General features: G+C 43.8%; 13 protein-coding genes and 1 pseudogene. 2 read left to right on the forward strand and 12 right to left on the reverse strand.

Annotated elements, in window-relative coordinates:
- The coding region (gene tnpC, locus AB6C75_RS16125; protein WP_372108177.1) for an IS66 family transposase at positions 1–1,070 on the forward strand (1,070 nt) is incomplete at its 5' end.
- 527 nt (positions 1,071–1,597) lie between these two features.
- On the opposite strand, the gene AB6C75_RS16130 is transcribed toward tnpC, so the two are convergent.
- From AB6C75_RS16130 to pncC, 7 genes and pseudogenes are all read right to left on the reverse strand, one after another.
- Positions 1,598–2,995 (reverse strand): site-specific integrase, encoded by a 1,398-nt coding sequence (locus AB6C75_RS16130; protein WP_016788339.1) that lies wholly within the window; start codon positions 2,993–2,995, stop codon positions 1,598–1,600.
- Positions 2,976–3,527 (reverse strand): hypothetical protein, encoded by a 552-nt coding sequence (locus tag AB6C75_RS16135; protein WP_372108178.1) that lies wholly within the window; start codon positions 3,525–3,527, stop codon positions 2,976–2,978. The genes AB6C75_RS16130 and AB6C75_RS16135 overlap by 20 nt, the downstream gene beginning before the upstream one ends.
- A complete protein-coding gene (locus tag AB6C75_RS16140; RefSeq protein ID WP_372108179.1) occupies positions 3,511–5,853 on the reverse strand; it encodes a hypothetical protein in 2,343 nt (780 codons plus the stop codon). The genes AB6C75_RS16135 and AB6C75_RS16140 overlap by 17 nt, the downstream gene beginning before the upstream one ends.
- Positions 5,854–7,932 carry a hypothetical protein gene (locus AB6C75_RS16145; RefSeq protein ID WP_372108180.1) on the reverse strand — a complete coding sequence of 693 codons (2,079 nt, stop codon included), beginning with the start codon at positions 7,930–7,932 and terminating at the stop codon, positions 5,854–5,856.
- Positions 7,932–8,978, reverse strand: a complete 1,047-nt coding sequence (gene recA / locus AB6C75_RS16150; RefSeq protein ID WP_017104911.1) for a recombinase RecA — start codon at positions 8,976–8,978, stop codon at positions 7,932–7,934. The genes AB6C75_RS16145 and recA (AB6C75_RS16150) overlap by 1 nt, the downstream gene beginning before the upstream one ends.
- Before the next feature lie 183 nt (positions 8,979–9,161).
- Positions 9,162–9,779 (reverse strand): annotated as a pseudogene (gene recA, locus AB6C75_RS16155) (recombinase RecA); the annotation flags it as partial.
- Positions 9,780–9,918: 139 nt separating this feature from the next.
- A complete protein-coding gene (gene pncC, locus AB6C75_RS16160; RefSeq protein ID WP_372108190.1) occupies positions 9,919–10,413 on the reverse strand; it encodes a nicotinamide-nucleotide amidase in 495 nt (164 codons plus the stop codon).
- Positions 10,414–10,537: 124 nt separating this feature from the next.
- Here pncC and mutS point away from each other — a divergent pair, with 124 nt between their 5' ends.
- Positions 10,538–13,099 (forward strand): DNA mismatch repair protein MutS, encoded by a 2,562-nt coding sequence (gene mutS / locus AB6C75_RS16165; RefSeq protein ID WP_372108181.1) that lies wholly within the window; start codon positions 10,538–10,540, stop codon positions 13,097–13,099.
- Between the two features lie 143 nt (positions 13,100–13,242).
- Here mutS and rpoS read toward each other — a convergent pair whose 3' ends face one another.
- The 5 genes from rpoS to truD all read right to left on the reverse strand — a co-directional run bounded on the left by rpoS (position 13,243) and on the right by truD (position 17,787).
- Positions 13,243–14,223, reverse strand: coding sequence for an RNA polymerase sigma factor RpoS (rpoS, locus tag AB6C75_RS16170; protein ID WP_009847636.1), 981 nt, complete (start codon positions 14,221–14,223; stop codon positions 13,243–13,245).
- 98 nt (positions 14,224–14,321) lie between these two features.
- Entirely contained in the window at positions 14,322–15,236 is a 915-nt protein-coding gene (nlpD, locus tag AB6C75_RS16175; protein WP_371695216.1) for a murein hydrolase activator NlpD, read from the reverse strand.
- A gap of 35 nt (positions 15,237–15,271) precedes the next feature.
- Positions 15,272–15,898: a protein-L-isoaspartate(D-aspartate) O-methyltransferase gene (locus tag AB6C75_RS16180; RefSeq protein WP_017100754.1), complete on the reverse strand. Its 627-nt coding sequence runs from the start codon at positions 15,896–15,898 to the stop codon at positions 15,272–15,274.
- Positions 15,899–16,642: a 5'/3'-nucleotidase SurE gene (surE, locus tag AB6C75_RS16185; protein WP_372108183.1), complete on the reverse strand. Its 744-nt coding sequence runs from the start codon at positions 16,640–16,642 to the stop codon at positions 15,899–15,901.
- A 98-nt stretch (positions 16,643–16,740) separates the two neighbouring features.
- Positions 16,741–17,787, reverse strand: a complete 1,047-nt coding sequence (truD, locus tag AB6C75_RS16190) for a tRNA pseudouridine(13) synthase TruD (RefSeq protein ID WP_372108185.1) — start codon at positions 17,785–17,787, stop codon at positions 16,741–16,743.
- Between the last annotated feature and the right edge of the window lie 20 nt (positions 17,788–17,807).

Raw genomic sequence — 17,807 nt, forward strand, 5'->3', positions numbered from 1 at the left:
AAGTGTGCCCTTGCTGTGCCCAGTCAGATATCGATATTCAAGGTGGCCCTTACTACCGCCATCAGGTCTTCGATATTCCAAAACCCAGTGTCGATATCACTGAATACCGTTTATTTTCAGGTCAATGCCTCCACTGTAAAGAAACAGTAAAAGCTCAAAAGCCCGACAATGCATCACAAGGTATTATCGGTCCCAATTTACTCAGCTACATTGGCGTTCTTGCTGGACAATATCACCTTAGTGTTCGGAAAATCCAATCACTGCTCAAAGAGCAACTCGGCACAACGTTTTCTGTTGGTGCGATTAGCGAAGCACAAACAAAAGTCGCTTCAATGCTGACTCCATTGCATCAAGCAATCAAACAAGCGTTAAAGAAGGCACCTTTGATTCATGCCGACGAAACCTCTCATCACCGAAATGATGAGCAAAGCCTTCGTTGGTGTTGGTTAGTGGCCAGTGATGCTCTTGTCTATGAACAAATACTTTATTCGCGCTCGACCTCATCAGCGAAAAAAGTCATTGATGAAGACTATGCAGGCATCGTGGTCAGCGACCAGTGCCCAAGCTATAACTGGATAGCCGCAGACCGTCATCAGTTATGTTGGGCACATGTTAAGCGCAATCTTCAACAAATGGCGGATTATAGTGGTGGTGGGCATACTGCTTATATAGGAAGGCACCTATGTCTTCTGACGAATGTTCTCTTCCATACTCGACATCGTTATGAGCAAGGTGAATTGGATTATTCACGGTACTTGCGGCGAATGCACAGGCTACAAAAATCGTTCGATCATTGGTTGAGCAAAGGGACAGGTGTGATGGTCAAGCGGTATCGAGGGCGATGTAAGTTACTGCTCAAACATAGAGAGAGCTTGTGGGTTTTCCTCAAGAAAACGTCAATCCCCTTAACCAATAATGAAGCCGAGCGATGTATTAGAGGCTTTGTAATCCAAAGGAAAATTAGCTTCGGAACGACCTCAGATGCAGGCGATAAATTCCGTAGTCGTATCCACACACTCATCGAAACTTGCAAAAAGCGCGGCCTATCAGCAATGTCAGTTCTGAGTTAAATCATCACGTCAGTCGTTGAGAAGAAACCGTACCCGAACGTTTTTGATCTATAAACTGCACATGCTTCTTCAGGCATGGTAAGTCAAGATACCTCGGTGAACGCTTACTCAGTAACGATGGATTAAAACAGAGATTTCTTTAAATCCAAACTGATTTATGTTTCCAAACTACCTTTAGAAGGTAGGCTTTGGTGCGTATGATGGTGGCTTTGAGGTGATGGACGCACCTCCCTTCTAACATTGCTGTGCCACACTACAGGTACAGCCATTAACGGGCGATGAGCGAATTTTAGAGCGGGTGTTCTATGGCGCTTTTGTCCCGAAGCAACCTTAACAAAATAAAAAATCACGTCTACTGCATGAGTCTTGTTATCGTCACATGAGCAGCATTTGGGAAAATTCCGCTAATGTACGAACGTGCATGCTTTAGCTGAAACTGATTTAGGGGCAGCGATTTGCTAAACCACGCACAGTAAGATCGATTCTTACAACAAAAATCGAGACACGAAAAACAGCGTGATAGCTGGTTATTGCTCTAGAGTCTTATTTTTCAGCTCGTCAAGCTCCCTCATCAGCTTTTCAAGCTGGACATCCTTGGCGATAAGTTCGGCTTTTAATGAACCAATCGAACCCATTTTGTCTCGCTGACACATCTCAAAGGCTAGTGTGTAATGGTACTCAGCGGTTTCGCCTCTTGAACGTGCTGAGTGCCCTAGAAACTCACCAATCAATAACAACGATGTTGGTTTATCGAATCCTGCGTCAATGCAAACTACTCCGTACTCTGTAGCGCTAACTTTTCGTAAATCGTGTGGGCTAAGATCAAACGGTTTCAACTTCTTATTTATTGCTTGACGTTGCAAAGGTTTACCCGTTTTGCTAGATGGGAATAGATACTCCTCATCTGCTTTGGATATCTTGCCTGCTCTAGTTTTAGGAATTAAGTCATCAGAAACCTCTTCCTCAATATAGTCCCTAATTGCTATGTACAAACCTTTTGGAACCTCTAGCGGTCGTGAATACTTTCCTTTGCCTTTCGTTTCTGATGTATCGACAATGACAATATTGCCAGTCTCATCATACTGTGGCTTTTCTAAGAACGCAGACTTTTTCAATGTGGTCATTTCCGAAACACGCGCCCCAGCTTCTCTCATTAGTCTTTGCATGAGATAGTCACGTTCGGCTACAAGGTTTGAGCGTTCACTGAGATTTTCATTTTCAGTGCGCTCATACGTCGACTTAAGGGCTAGGTCAGTTTTGTTTATGATGGCTCTCTTTTTTCTTGGTGTGGAAATTGGTTCATCCAGAAGCCAAGGGATATGATAATCAGCTCTAGTTACGGACTTTTTACTGGATTTCGGTTTTTCAACTGGTACAGGATAAGTTGGAGTGTCCTGATCATGGATTCCAATTAGATTCTGGGAGTAACCTTTTTTGTTAGTCCACCATAAAAAACGAACGAATGCCCTGATATAGCTGTTCAGTGTACTAGGGTCGTAGCCATCTTTTTCTTTCTCGACTTTCCAAGTCTTTAGTATTCTTCTGAATCTTGATCTTGAACTGTTAAGCCAGCAATCATGAAACTTGTTCGAAGCTGAAGCGATTGTGATATCACCACCACGCACAGACCACCTCGTCTCAATCCCACTCACCAGCCGAGCTAAAATGTTGTATGTTATAACAATATTAAGCGTTTCTTGATAGATAGTGCTATTAATATCCATTCTTTGCACAACAGCTCTGTGCCGAATATAGGCGTTAATTACCTGATGCGGCCTTCCATCCTGATCTAGAACGAAAGGCAACCTTGGAAGCTCGGTTCCACCTATCTGAAAATGCTCGGACAACCTAATAGTCTCCAGCCTGAAATGACGTGGATTGTGACTCAGCTTAAGTTCCTTATCACTAGAAGATGGATGTAACATTGCTACTCCTATTCGCAAGGATAGATTCTAAGCGTTCATTCTCCTCAAGCAGCTCCGAAATCCGGGTCTGCAACTCCTCTATGTGCTGTTGGTACTCATGTTCAATCTGAGTGTTTAATTCAGCAAGGTTTTGAGTGCGGATAGTAAGTCTCTCAATTTCAGCCTCTGAAGCTTTTTTTTCTTTGGCTACATTTTCCGGATTTTTGACGGCCTTACATAGATTTGTGACTTCATTCAGTTTAGAAATGAATTCATCTTCTTTTTTGTATAAGGTTGCTCTGGATACCTTTATTGCAGTGGGGTCGATAGCTTCTTTGGAGTCGGTAACTTCAGGTAACCAGTTATCTTCCAAGAACTTCGTCGGATTAAGTGGCAACCCCTCCATTGAAATAAGGTTTTCCTTACGTTCATTGATCAACCCCTTGAAGATTGCAATTCGCGCTTTTAATCTACCTAGAGATTGATTTCTGGATTCTTCTGCATGCTTACGAACGTTCTCATGACCTTTGTTAGGTTTACCTTTCGCAGCCATTACATACCTCCATTAAGATGTCTGATTGCCCGTTGTCTTCGAGTAATTTGATATGTCCCTTGCCAATTTCTGGAACCGTCAACTGCGCTGGACATCCTGCACACATATCATTAGAAGCTTTATGGATTAAAGCCTTGCCAAGGGCTTCATCGTGGCAATTACAGCTACCAGAATCTGATAACGATGGCGTAGCACCGAAACAAATACCAGTGCTAATAAAATCGATGACATAGCTATGCTCTGCAATCTTCCGAATTGCACGATCTCGTTTGTTCCTGACGTCTGCTACAGATTTTATCGATTCCGCCACCTCTGCTTTGAGTCTAGGAAGCATCTTGCCACCAACGCTCTCTCGCACAAGATAATCATATATCCGGTCATTCATTACAGAGCGACTAGCTTCAACCTGCTTCTTCTTCATTGCTCCAGCGGCTTTTAACGTTAGATAAACCTCTGTCATACCCCAGTCAACATGTTTAAACTCATGCATTAGAGCGTCGGCTTTTGCATCCTCATAGTGATAAAAGTACATCACGGCGAAAAACCGCCTAAACTGGTGCTCTGATAGCTTCCAGTGCTGACCATTTTCATCTCGTTCTGCACCGATAAAATCAAAGAACCTATCAGCAACTTCATTGATTCTGTTTAGGTTTCTAGGCGCATCTCGCTGATAGGTATCTTCGAAGACAAAAAGTGAATCGGTTCCAAGCATTTTACGAGCAGAGGCACTAAGCTTTTCCAGAATTTTTACGGCCTTCTCTACCAAGGAAACAGTCGAAAAGTTGTATTCATCCTGTAGTGTTTTGGCAACGTAGCAGTTTATCCATAGCTTATCGGTGGCATCACTGGAAACACAGCCAGCCTTCAAAGAGTAAACCTCTGACTCACGCCTAGCTGTCAACGCAAAAATGATGACCGTGCACGAGAAGATAAGGTACTGGTAAATAGCCTTTTGCAATGACATACCGCCGTTGTCAGGGTTTCGTACAAGCCTCCTCAGTAATGAGTCATACTGTGACTTTGATAGCTTAAATCGCTCTCGCGTAGTCACTGCCTCTTCACCAAGCAAAATAGCTTCCTTAATTATAGAAATAACTTCTTGTGGATACCTTTGGCTTGCCAAATTCCCTTTTTGCGCGTGTTTATATGCTCCTAATGGAAATGGGGAGTGCTTCCGATCATCATGAGGCTTCCAACTTCGAGCATTTGAGTTAATTCTGTTACTGATAGCTCTAGTGCCTAGCCCTAACTGCAAATAAGATTCATACTGTTTGTCTAGGTATGACTTTGCATCAAGTAACTCATCCGCATAATCCAAAACGAATCGAGCCGCTGCATCCATCATTTGTAGGAAAGTTAGCGGGGGGATATCACGAGTCCGTCCAGCCAGATCCAACTTCTCATCAAAGTTCTGATTTTTTAATAGATCATACCTATCAAATGTGTACGGAGAAAAATCGTAATTGAATAGATGAGGCAAGAACCTGTACGCCTTATGTGCACCTTCAACTGCCGATAGAAAATCTTCATATGTTGCTCTGTTTGTTTTGGTCGAAAAAGCTGTTTTCTCAAGCGCAGCCGCATATCGTGGCTTGAAGCCCTTTATTGCAAGAGCACCTATCATCTCTTGCTCTTTTCGACCAAGAATCGCCTTTACGTTATCATCAACCCTGTAAACTTCTGGGTCTAAACCCAGCTCTTTCTTTAGGTACGCAACATCCAGTTGCGGAGGGTATTTATTGGCGGGTGTATACTGAACTGGAATATCATCAAGTTTGGTTTGTTCGAAATAACGTTTGATGATGTCCGCGTAACCCAGAGTTATCGACCTCTTGTTAGATGCCTCCTTCATAACTCTGTCAAAGGTAGTCCTCTTTAACATCGACGGGTTCAGCATGTGTGGTGCCATCATTACGTCTGTTACATATCGCTTTAATGAATATGCAAATGATCTGCAACCACTAGCATTGCCGAGGGATAGTTTGATATTAGATTTTGTCATTTTCACTATGACAAAAGCAGTTTTCATATCCTCGATAATCAATGGGTTATCACTGAGCTTCCGCCCTTTCCCTAACAAAACCGTGTTTTTGTTATCTCTACGCTTAGGGGCGGGGAAAGTGGAGTCCCAATTAATGGTCTCCTTCTTATTTCCTATTTTAATCACCCAACGATGATCTTCGAAATTCCCCTCAATAAGCCAGTCAAACTCCATTGAGATAATACTACTCAGCTTAAACCCACTACGTTTAACAGAAGTCTTTAGTGCTTCTTGTTCATGACGGGGCAATTGAATGTAATCACTGAACTTCATCTGTGAAACCACTTAGACAACCTCCTTGAAATCGATAACCAAATACGGGTTAGGCGTTGATGCCACAATGCTTTCTGCTTCAGTCAGCATTGCCTGTTTTCTTCCGCTTGCTATATCGTCCTCTGTCATTCTACGGAGCATTTCTTTGATAAAAGCCATCCAGAAAAACCAGTTCGGTGCTTTTGGGTCTATCTCTTTACGCTCAGCACCAAGAGTTAGCGCTTCCTCCCATTGCAGCAGGTGAACTAAATTTTGAACTGTCTCAATGAATACATTTCTGCGTTGCGGACAAAATAAGCACCGAGCTATTTTGTTACATGTAACCCCCTTCACTGTACCTTCTTGGGTGCCTGCTTTCGGGTCATTGCAGCCCAACCCTCCGAATCGATACCTAACGGTCATCTCTGCACGTTTTTTGTAGTCATCAGGATCGACACCAAGTTTTTCAGCAGCACCCTCAATATTTAGTGTAATGATGGTTTGGAGCCACTCTTTGAATTCACGCACGGACTCGTTGTGTTGCAACTGTACTAATGCTTTGTCTGCATATCTGGTAGATACCGCTGAACTCCCGTTGTCGTCACTGTGTAGAGCTTCTTCCTTAAGCCCTTCAACCCCATCATCTAAGGCTATAAGTAAAAGAATGCTGTTTCTCAATTGATTTGCAGTAGATGTCCAATCAGCGCCACTAGCCTTAGACAACGCGCTTTTCGTATATCTAGCAAACGTTGCCCATTCTGGCTTACGTGGAATCAACAGAGCTGTCTTTTGCTCTTTACTGCTGTGGTAGTTGAGGAAAAGATACTTGTCATTGATATTAAATTCATCCAAAAGATACCGTCGGTACACCTTCGTAGCATTAGCTACAACCCTAATTACTTCATCTGTACTTACAGAGATATTTATTGGTAAGAACTTGAATAATGAGCTTTTTGCCCGCTTCTTTACCCAGTGAAGAACAGGTACTCCAAATTCATTAGAAAGTGGTTTGTTCTCAATATCATAAGCTGATGTTGGATTTACACAGTGGTCAAATACAAGCATCAAAGTAGCAGATGCAATGAGGCTTTCACCGCATCCTAATCGGTCTGCAAACCATCGATCATCCCATTTAAACTCAATAGGAGAAAGATTCGCTTCTTTTCTTATTCTACTAAAGAATCTTTTTACAGGTCTGTAGTAATCTGGACTTATAGACTCTTTCAGAGGTAACTTTCTATTTTTGTACCAAAGCCATGAGAGCAATGCGTTCATGTACATCTCATAGCCTAAGGCGCATACTTCATCAGCGTATGGGTTATTTTTACCCTGTCCGACTCCTTTCCGCCAGCTTAATAGATTGTCGATTAAAGGTACGAGATGGCGGTGCTGTCTAATTGCTCTAAGACCTTCAAGTCGGACGTATTTGGCCTCAAGGAACTGACTCTCAATACCTTCTCTTAAGGTAGCTAGTCTTCTTTCCAGAACCCAGCGGGATTGTTCGTGAAGAGGTAGGTCATCAAAGCCACTTGGTTTCACCTCAAGTAGGCTAATCTCATATCTCGTATGAGTATATATCCGCTTGATTTCATCTGGCTCCTCCACCGCCATAGCCCCCAAAGCCTTCAATACATGCTCAGGAAGGTGAGTGTCTATAATGGTGCTCGGCTTTTTTCTATTTTTGACTTTCGAAGTTGGGTATGTTGCAACTCTATCAAAGAATGGGATGCTCTTTGCAGACTGCAACCGACTGAGCCACCAATTCAATGAGAATAATGACTTGTTGGCTCGGTCATTAGTTTCTCGCTTTATTAATATCCATTGGCGATAAGCAAGCAGAGTTGTCGTCCAAGTATATGCATCGTGAATGGGTTGATAAGGGGAGTTAGAAAACTTTATTGAATTGTAAAGAGTAGGGACTTCTTCGACTAAGTAGTTAAGAAATAGCTTTATCCCTTGCCAGTGTCCTCCAAATGTCGAATTCTTAAGTCCGTCAATTAGGTCTGGAACGTCACATAGTGAACTTATGAAATTGGGGTGGAACAGGGTAGAGAACCCTGCTTTTTTAAAGCAGTATTCTCTACCCTCAACAATGAAGTTAACCTTCTGCATTAAAAGGCTTCATCCTCAGCTTGGTCTGCTACTTTGCCACCTTCAGTTTCAAGGGTCGCTGGAGTCAACAACAGTTCTCGCAATTTTGAGTCTAGCTCTTGAGCAATATGGCTATTTTCGGCAATGAACTTGCTTGCGTTAGCCTTACCTTGACCAATCTTGTCACCATTGTAGCTGTACCAAGCGCCTGCTTTATCAACTAACTTGTTCTTAACACCTAGGTCGATCAGTTCACCAAAGCGATTGAAGCCTTGCCCGTACAAAATTTGTGTCTCAGCTTGCTTAAATGGTGCTGCAATTTTATTCTTCACAACTTTAATGCGCGTTTCGTTACCTACAACTTCATCACCGTCTTTAATAGCGCCAGTACGGCGGATATCTAATCGTACAGAAGCATAGAATTTGAGTGCATTCCCGCCAGTAGTTGTCTCAGGATTTCCAAACATGACCCCTATCTTCATTCGGATTTGGTTGATGAAGATAGCCATGCAGTTAGACTGCTTTAGGTTACCAGTTAGCTTACGCATCGCTTGAGAAAGCATACGAGCCTGAAGACCCATGTGGCTATCGCCCATTTCGCCTTCGATTTCTGCTTTTGGTGTTAGTGCTGCTACTGAGTCAATAACAAGTACATCAATTGCACCAGAACGAGCCAGTGCATCACAGATTTCTAGCGCTTGCTCACCCGTATCTGGTTGAGAAACAAGAAGCGCATCGATATCAACACCAAGTTTTTGAGCGTAGATAGGGTCTAGTGCGTGCTCCGCATCAATGAATGCACACGTCTTGCCAACTTTTTGTGCTGCGGAAATAAGCTCAAGCGTTAGCGTTGTTTTACCTGATGATTCTGGACCGTAAACTTCTACGATACGTCCCATCGGTAGGCCACCAGCACCTAGTGCGATATCTAGAGATAGAGAACCAGTAGAAATAGTTTCTACGTCCATTGTGCGGTTATCACCAAGACGCATGATAGAACCTTTACCAAATTGCTTTTCAATTTGACCTAGGGCAGCGGCTAGTGCTTTCTTTTTATTTTCGTCCATCTTCTTTCACCTTTGAATTTGTTTAAATCTTGTAAACTATCTAATAGGTTGTTTGCATACCCTCTGTCAAATCAGTTGTTAGCTTGACCGAAAGAACCATCGCATACTGTATGTAATGGTATATAAACTTAAATATACAAAAATCAAGGATACATACCATTACAAACAAAATGAAAAGCGACATTCTGGATTACCAAACATCACACCAATTTTCATACGAATTTGGTTAATGAAGATAGCCATACAGTTAGACTGCTTGAGGTTACCAGTCAGCTTACGCATCGCTTGAGAAAGCATACGAGCCTGAAGACCCATGTGGCTGTCGCCCATTTCGCCTTCGATTTCTGCTTTAGGTGTTAGTGCTGCTACTGAGTCAATAACAAGAACATCGATAGCACCTGAACGAGCCAGTGCATCACAAATTTCTAGAGCTTGTTCACCTGTATCTGGTTGAGACACAAGAAGTGCATCGATATCAACACCCAACTTTTGAGCGTAGATAGGGTCTAGTGCGTGCTCGGCATCGACGAATGCACACGTTTTGCCCACTTTCTGTGCTGCAGCAATAAGCTCAAGCGTTAGCGTTGTTTTACCTGATGATTCTGGACCGTAAACTTCTACGATACATCCCATCGGTAGGCCACCAGCACCTAGTGCGATATCTAGAGATAGAGAACCTGTAGAAATAGTTTCTACGTCCATTGTGCGGTTATCACCAAGACGCATGATTGAACCTTTACCAAATTGCTTTTCAATCTGACCAAGGGCTGCGGCTAACGCTTTTTGTTTATTCTCGTCCATCTCTATCTCCACATAATCGGTTGTCTTAACAAGCGATCTAGAATCTATTTCTAACCCACATAGGGGTGACTAATTGGCTTTTATTATACTGTTGATTCATACAGTGTCTATACCTGTATGAAAATAATTTGTACAAATGTTACTTACCTTCCATTGATAGGTAATCATAAATAACTTGTAGGGCATGGTGCGTGGCTTGTTGGCGTACTTGTGATCTATCGCCTGTAAATACATGCGTTTCTACTTTATCCCAACCGTTTAGTGCTTTCCAAGCGAAACATACCGTTCCAACAGGCTTATCTTCGGTCGCGCCACCTGGGCCAGCAATACCACTGATCGATACAGAGATAGTCCCATTTGAATGTTGCAATGCCCCGCTCGCCATTTCTATTACGACAGGCTCACTCACCGCACCGAACTCAACTAAGGTTTTAAGCTGTACGCCGATCATCTCTTGCTTCGCTTCATTGCTATAAGTAACAAATGCACGATCAAACCAACCAGAGCTCCCTGCGATATCCGTCACCGCGCTAGCAACCCCACCGCCAGTACAAGATTCAGCCGTCACTAAAACGTGTTTATGTTTAGCGAGTAAGTCTCCAAGCTGTTCACTAAGATCTTGAGTCATCTGCATCATCAACTTCCCTTTATCTACTGTCATATCATTCGGATTCGCATCTTTTCGCATGTGTCGCTTTTCGCACGAAACGCTTTCACGTATCCTAAGCCGCAATAGAAATAAACGAAAGAAGTTAACTGTGAAAGCCGATCAAAAACATACTCCTATGATGCAGCAGTACCTAAAGCTAAAAGCAGAAAATCCAGAAATTCTGCTGTTCTACCGCATGGGCGATTTCTACGAGCTTTTCTATGATGATGCTAAAAAAGCTTCTCAACTCCTCGATATTTCACTGACTAAACGTGGTTCATCAAATGGTGAACCGATTCCTATGGCGGGTGTTCCTTACCATGCCGTTGAAGGGTACCTTGCAAAGTTAGTGCAACTTGGTGAATCCGTAGCAATTTGTGAGCAGATTGGTAATCCAGCAACTTCAAAAGGCCCGGTTGAGCGTGCTGTCGTACGTATCGTTACACCCGGTACCGTGACCGATGAGGCTTTGCTTTCTGAGCGCATTGATAACCTGATTGCCTCTATTTACCACCACAATGGTAAATTTGGCTACGCGACACTGGATATTACTTCTGGCCGATTCCAGCTATGTGAGCCGGAAACCGAAGAAGCAATGGCGGCAGAACTACAGAGAACCTCACCTCGTGAGCTACTGTTCCCTGAAGATTTCGAACCTGTAAATCTAATGGCAAGCCGTAATGGCAATCGCCGCCGCCCGGTATGGGAATTTGAATTAGATACCGCGAAGCAGCAATTGAATAAGCAGTTTGGTACTCGCGATCTGGTTGGCTTTGGCGTAGAAGGCGCGAAACTAGGCTTATGTGCGGCTGGTTGTTTGATCCAATACGTGAAAGATACCCAACGTACTGCCCTTCCACATATCCGTTCACTGACGATGGATAAGCAAGATCACTCGGTGATCCTCGATGCAGCGACTCGCCGTAATTTGGAGATCACGCAAAATCTTGGTGGTGGTAGTGATAACACCCTTGCCGAAGTACTTGATCACACCGCGACGGCTATGGGTAGCCGTATGCTTAAGCGCTGGTTACATCAACCAATGCGCAATATCTCTGCACTCGATCAGCGCCTAGATGCTATTGGTGAAATGAAAGATTTGGCTCTCTTTACAGAGCTACAGCCAACCTTGAAACAGATCGGGGATATCGAACGTATTCTTGCTCGACTAGCACTTCGCTCAGCTCGTCCTCGTGATATGGCACGACTTCGCCAAGCGATGGAATATTTGCCAGAACTTGCAGAAACACTGACGCAATTGAAGCACCCATACCTAACTCAACTTGCTCAATATGCCTCGCCTGTGGATGAGGTTTCTGAACTACTTGAGCGAGCGATCAAAGAGAACCCTCCCGTGGTTATCCGTGACGGTGGTGTAATTGCAGAAGGCTACAATGCCGAGTTAGACGAATGGCGCGACCTTGCAGCTGGCGCAACCGAATTTCTTGATAAACTTGAGCAAGAAGAGCGCGAACGTCATGGTATCGATACACTTAAAGTGGGCTACAACAACGTACACGGTTTCTTCATTCAAGTAAGCCGCGGACAAAGCCACCTTGTGCCACCACACTATGTTCGCCGTCAAACGCTGAAAAATGCAGAGCGTTACATCATTCCTGAGCTAAAAGAGCACGAAGACAAAGTGCTTAGCTCTAAATCGAAAGCCCTAGCTATCGAGAAGAAGTTGTGGGATGAGTTGTTTGATTTGTTACTGCCTTATCTAGAGCGACTACAAAACATTGCTTCTTCAGTGTCTCAACTGGATGTTCTACAAAACTTAGCTGAACGCGCAGACACCCTTGATTACTGTCGTCCAACCATGACAGAGTCTGCTGGCGTACAAATTCAGGCGGGTCGTCACCCCGTTGTTGAACAAGTAATGGACGAACCGTTTATTGCTAACCCTATCGACCTCAATGAACAACGTAAGATGCTGATCATCACAGGTCCAAACATGGGTGGTAAGTCGACCTACATGCGTCAGACCGCACTCATTGCGCTGATGGCTCATATTGGTTGTTATGTTCCAGCAGAAAGCGCGACGATTGGTTCTATCGACCGTATCTTCACTCGTATTGGCGCATCCGATGATTTGGCTTCGGGTCGTTCAACCTTCATGGTTGAGATGACAGAAACCGCAAACATTCTGCACAACGCGACACCAAATAGCCTTGTGTTAATGGATGAAATCGGTCGTGGTACCAGTACTTACGATGGTCTGTCTCTGGCTTGGGCAAGTGCGGAATGGCTAGCCAATCAAATCAATGCGATGACACTATTTGCAACGCACTACTTTGAGCTAACTGAGCTACCAAACCAAATACCAACCTTAGCGAACGTACACTTAGATGCGGTTGAACATGGCGACAGCATTGCCTTTATGCACGCAGTTCAAGAAGGTGCCGCAAGTAAATCTTACGGCCTTGCGGTTGCAGGATTGGCTGGCGTGCCTAAAGCAGTGATCAAAAACGCACGTGCGAAGCTGACTCAGCTAGAAGCATTGAGTATCGACTCTCCGACATCAAAGCCAAGTGGCGTTGATATCGCGAACCAACTGAGCCTGATACCTGAACCAAGTGAAGTAGAACAAGCACTTGCGAATGTTGATCCTGATGATCTGACACCTCGCCAAGCATTGGAAGAACTCTACCGCTTGAAGAAGCTGCTTTAGTTTCTTATCAAGTAGCTTGTTATTGCCGTCCGTGATTTTGATTAGACGGCATGAAATACCAAAGCCACAAACAAAAAAAACGCTGACTTAAAGTCAGCGTTTTTATTTGCCTTCTATTTAGAGAAGCAGCATCATCCGTTCAACTAGTCGTTTTCTACGTTGAACAGGTTTTCCATATTCAGACCTTGCTTGATAAGAATCTCACGTAGACGACGCAGGCCTTCAACTTGGATTTGACGAACACGTTCACGAGTCAGGCTGATTTCACGGCCTACTTCTTCTAATGTTGACGGTTCATAACCTAATAGTCCAAATCGACGTGCAAGCACTTCTTTCTGCTTAGGATTCAGCTCATCAAGCCAGAAAATCAACGAGTTCTTAATATCGCTATCTTGAGTTGAAACCTCAGGATCTGAGTTATTGATGTCCGGAATAATATCCAGTAGCGCTTTCTCACCATCACCACCGATAGGTGTATCAACGGAGCTCACTCTTTCGTTCAGGCGAAGCATCTTACTCACATCACCGACTGGCTTATCTAGCTTAGAAGCAATTTCTTCTGCCGTTGGTTCGTGGTCAAGTTTTTGTGATAGCTCTCGTGCCGTACGCAGGTAGATATTCAGCTCTTTCACAACATGAATTGGCAAACGGATAGTGCGAGTCTGATTCATTAGCGCGCGTTCAATGGTTTGACGAATCCACCATGTTGCGTAAGTTGAGAAGCGGAAGCCACGCTCTGGATCAAATTTCTCTACGGCGCGAATCAAACCTAGGTTGCCTTCTTCAATAAGATCGAGAAGTGCAAGACCACGGTTGCTATAACGACGAGAAATTTTTACCACCAAACGCAGGTTACTTTCGATCATGCGTTTGCGTGCTGCTTCATCACCGCGTAGAGCTCGACGTGCATAAAGCACTTCTTCTTCAGCGGTTAATAGTGGTGAGAAACCGATTTCGCCTAAGTAGAGTTGAGTCGCATCTAAGCTTTTAGACGTAACTTCAGTCTCTTCTTTCGCTTCGGTTTTCTTAGTGACTGTTCGTTTTGCTTTTCCAAGAGCTTCCTGTTCCGTGGTTGCTTGGTTAAGATCGAACTCTTCTTTGGTTACTGCATTGCTTATACTCATAACGCCTCCCCCTGGCGAAATTAGCATGACATTACAACTTCATATGTCGCTAAATGACTATGTCACTCCATACAATACGTAATTTTTGCATATTGTATTTAAGGTAAATACCGTTTTGGATTAACTGATTTACCTTGGTAACGAATCTCAAAGTGCAGCCTGACACTGCTGGCTCCAGAGCTTCCCATTGTTGCAATCTTCTGCCCTGGTTTCACACTTTGCCCTTCAGATACTAATAGTCGGTCGTTATGCGCGTATGCACTTAAGTAATTATCATTGTGCTTCACAATCACTAGATTGCCGTAGCCTCGTAATGCATTACCCGAATAAACAACCGTTCCCCCTGCAGTAGATACTATTGGCTGACCTCGCTGTCCTGCTATGTCTATGCCTTTATTTCCTTGTTCGCCTACAGAGAAATTCTTAATTACTCTCCCTTTCGTTGGCCATAACCATTTGGATACTTTGTTACTCGTTGGTTTTGTTGGCGGTGTAACATTCTGTTTACCTTTAGAACCAACATACTCCTTTGATTTGGATTGTACAACCTTCTTTTGTGGATCTTTTTTCGCCACTTTGGTGGTTGTTTGAGCGGGCGCAGGTTTAGAGCTTTTACTCTTTTGAGATGTTGTTTTAGGTTTGCTTGAGGCCAACAAAGTTGTGGATGCGGCAACAGGCGCAGCGACGGCTGCAACCGCTACCGTTGATTTACCATACGCTGGAGCGTTGTAGCTAGGACGCCATAACTTAAGGCTCTGTCCGGGATGGATGGTATAAGGTGCAGACAGATTGTTATAACGAATAAGCTCTTTAACATCTTTATTTGTTACGTAAGCAATAAAATAAAGGGTATCGCCTTTTTTCACTTCATAGTAACTACCACGATAACTACCACGATCAATCGATGAGTAATTCTTGTTTAAGCTTGAAACTGGCGCAGGCGAATTCGCCGCACACCCAACAAGTGCACAGCTAAGCAGTAGAGAACTTCCTTTAAAAACCTTCGAACGCATCGACTTTCTATCCACCTACACCATCAATAATTTTATTAAGCTAACTCACCAGGTACAAGAGGTACAAATCGCACCATCTCGATAACACTCGATAAAAACTCATCACCGTGGCGAACAATCTTCAACAGTTGTTGTTCGTCATCCCCGACCGGAATTAATAAGCGGCCTCCATCTTTCAACTGCTGCAAAAGCGCTTGAGGGATCGACTCTGCAGCAGCGGTGACAATAATCGCATCAAAAGGCGCCTTAGAAGACCAACCTTGCCAACCATCACCGTGCTTGGTTGAGATATTGTAGAAATCGAGTTGCTTCAACCTACGCTTAGCATCCCATTGTAGCGACTTTATTCTTTCAACCGAATACACGTGATCAACCAACTGAGCCAAAACAGCCGTTTGATAACCAGAACCCGTTCCGATCTCCAAAACGCGGCTGTCTTGTTGTAACTCAAGTAACTCGGTCATTTTAGCAACAATATAAGGCTGAGAAATTGTCTGCCCCTGCCCGATCGGCAGCGCATTATTATCATAGGCTTGGTGATGCATAGCCTGTGATAAAAAGCTCTCTCTCGGTAGTAAGTAAATAGCATCAAGAACCTTTTGATCCCGAATACCATTTTCTATCAGAAAAGTAACTAAGCGCTCAGCTTGTGGATTACTCACTTATTTATCCCCTAACCATGTAGTCATCGCACCCAACGACTCATGTGCCGTCAGATCAACTTGTAGTGGTGTTACCGACACAAAACCATGTTCAATGGCGTAAAAATCGGTACCCTCACCAGCATCTTGCTCCTTACCAGGAGGGCCAAGCCAATAGATATCATGACCACGTGGGTCTTTCTGCTTAATCATATCTTCAGCATGATGACGAGCACCTAGACGTGTCACCTGAGTACCCGATATTTGTTCTAATGCTAAGTCAGGGACGTTCACGTTTAACAGGCGATTGGTCGGGATTGGGTTTGCTAAATGTTGTTCGACAATACGGCGAGCAACCGCTGCTGCTGTCTTAAAATGTTGTTTTCCAACCAGAGAAAATGCCACCGATTGAACACCTAGAAAGTGGCCTTCCATTGCTGCTGCGACTGTACCTGAATAAAGCACGTCATCACCAAGGTTAGCTCCGTGATTAATACCCGTTAAAACCAGATCAGGCATGTCACTCTTTAGGAGTTCGTTCAATGCGAAATGTCCACAGTCGGTCGGTGTTCCTTGTACCGAATAGGTATTTCTAGCAATCTCTTGAACACGTAAAGGCTGTTCTAAAGTTAATGAATTTGAAGCTCCTGAGCGATTACGGTCAGGTGCCACAATGATAACTTCAGCAAGATCACGTAATTCATTTGCCAGCTCATGAATACCTTGAGCATGCACACCATCATCGTTGCTGAGTAAAATCTTCATCTTGTATCCTTTCTTTTGTACCAATGCCAAGTCACTTAAATACCGATATAAAGTCACTTAAATATCAATATAAAGTGACTTAGACCCAAGCAGAATCATTATTGCTCGTAGGTTCTTTCTACGTGTACTTCTTCAACTAACTCACGAACGATAGCAGTTGCGAAGCAGCCTGCGTCCAGAGAGAATTTAAGAGTGACATTGTCTTCGTTTACTTCCCACACTAAACCCATCGGCTTCAACGACGCTTCACGGCGATCATGGCGCATACGGTTGCCACAAATAAGCGCCATTAGATCCGGTTCAGCATTAAGGTGTTTCTGCTCTAGAGCTTGAGACTCATCCGTCGTCGGTAACGCATTATCTCCAGCTAAAGCAACGGTAATAAACGCAGAACCATTGGCGATATCTTGGTTTACAGCTTCGATATTAGCGGCTGTCACAGCAAGTTGAGCATCATTTTTAACAACAATATCGCCGACCAATGCCGAAGCAAACGCATCGAGCTCAATACGGTCAGAAAGAATTAAGTTGTAGATCCAAGAACGAGCTGCAGAGAGGTACAAGCTGCGCTTATTTTGATTACGTGTACGAACGTTTTCACGCCCCCAACGACGAGCTTCAGATAAGTTATTACCTTCATTGCCAAACCTCTGAGCACCAAAGTAATTTGGCACGCCCACTTGAGCGACTTTTTCCAAACGTTTGACTACATCATCGCAGTCCGTTACTTCAGACAAAGTTAGCTCGAATTGGTTGCCAACTAAATCGCCTGGGCGTAACTTTTTGTTGTGGCGTGCTGTCGCCAAGATCTCAATGCTTGGGTATTGTGCAAGAAAAGCAGAAAAGTCAGGTTCACCTTTTGGTAGATGCACGCTCAACCACTGTTCTGTCACAGCATGACGGTCTTTCAAACCAGCCCAACTCACGTCTTTCGACTTAACACCACACGCTTTAGCCAGCTCGTTTGCTACAAAGCTCGTGTTCTCACCCGTTTTACGAATACGAACCATAAGGTGTTCGCCTTCACCAGTGAACTCAAAACCTAAGTCTTCATTAACGACAAAGTGTTCGGCTTTTGCTTTTAGTTTTGCTTTCGCAGTTGGTTTACCGTTTAGATAAGCCAATGAAGATAAAATATCTGACATGCTGTTCTTTTCGTGTTGGT

Source organism: Vibrio sp. 10N.237.312.B06 (assembly GCF_041464685.1).
Taxonomy (GTDB): Bacteria; Pseudomonadota; Gammaproteobacteria; order Enterobacterales; family Vibrionaceae; genus Vibrio; species Vibrio tasmaniensis_A.

What these genes read in the sequence shown, in the direction of transcription:
- AB6C75_RS16130 (WP_016788339.1), bottom strand. Translation starts at nt 2,995, where the DNA reads ATGTTACATCCATCTTCTAGTGATAAGGAACTTAAGCTGAGTCACAAT.
- AB6C75_RS16135 (WP_372108178.1), bottom strand. Translation starts at nt 3,527, where the DNA reads ATGGCTGCGAAAGGTAAACCTAACAAAGGTCATGAGAACGTTCGTAAG.
- AB6C75_RS16145 (WP_372108180.1), bottom strand. Translation starts at nt 7,932, where the DNA reads ATGCAGAAGGTTAACTTCATTGTTGAGGGTAGAGAATACTGCTTTAAA.
- recA (WP_017104911.1), bottom strand. Translation starts at nt 8,978, where the DNA reads ATGGACGAAAATAAAAAGAAAGCACTAGCCGCTGCCCTAGGTCAAATT.
- pncC (WP_372108190.1), bottom strand. Translation starts at nt 10,413, where the DNA reads ATGCAGATGACTCAAGATCTTAGTGAACAGCTTGGAGACTTACTCGCT.
- rpoS (WP_009847636.1), bottom strand. Translation starts at nt 14,223, where the DNA reads ATGAGTATAAGCAATGCAGTAACCAAAGAAGAGTTCGATCTTAACCAA.
- nlpD (WP_371695216.1), bottom strand. Translation starts at nt 15,236, where the DNA reads ATGCGTTCGAAGGTTTTTAAAGGAAGTTCTCTACTGCTTAGCTGTGCA.
- surE (WP_372108183.1), bottom strand. Translation starts at nt 16,642, where the DNA reads ATGAAGATTTTACTCAGCAACGATGATGGTGTGCATGCTCAAGGTATT.
- truD (WP_372108185.1), bottom strand. Translation starts at nt 17,787, where the DNA reads ATGTCAGATATTTTATCTTCATTGGCTTATCTAAACGGTAAACCAACT.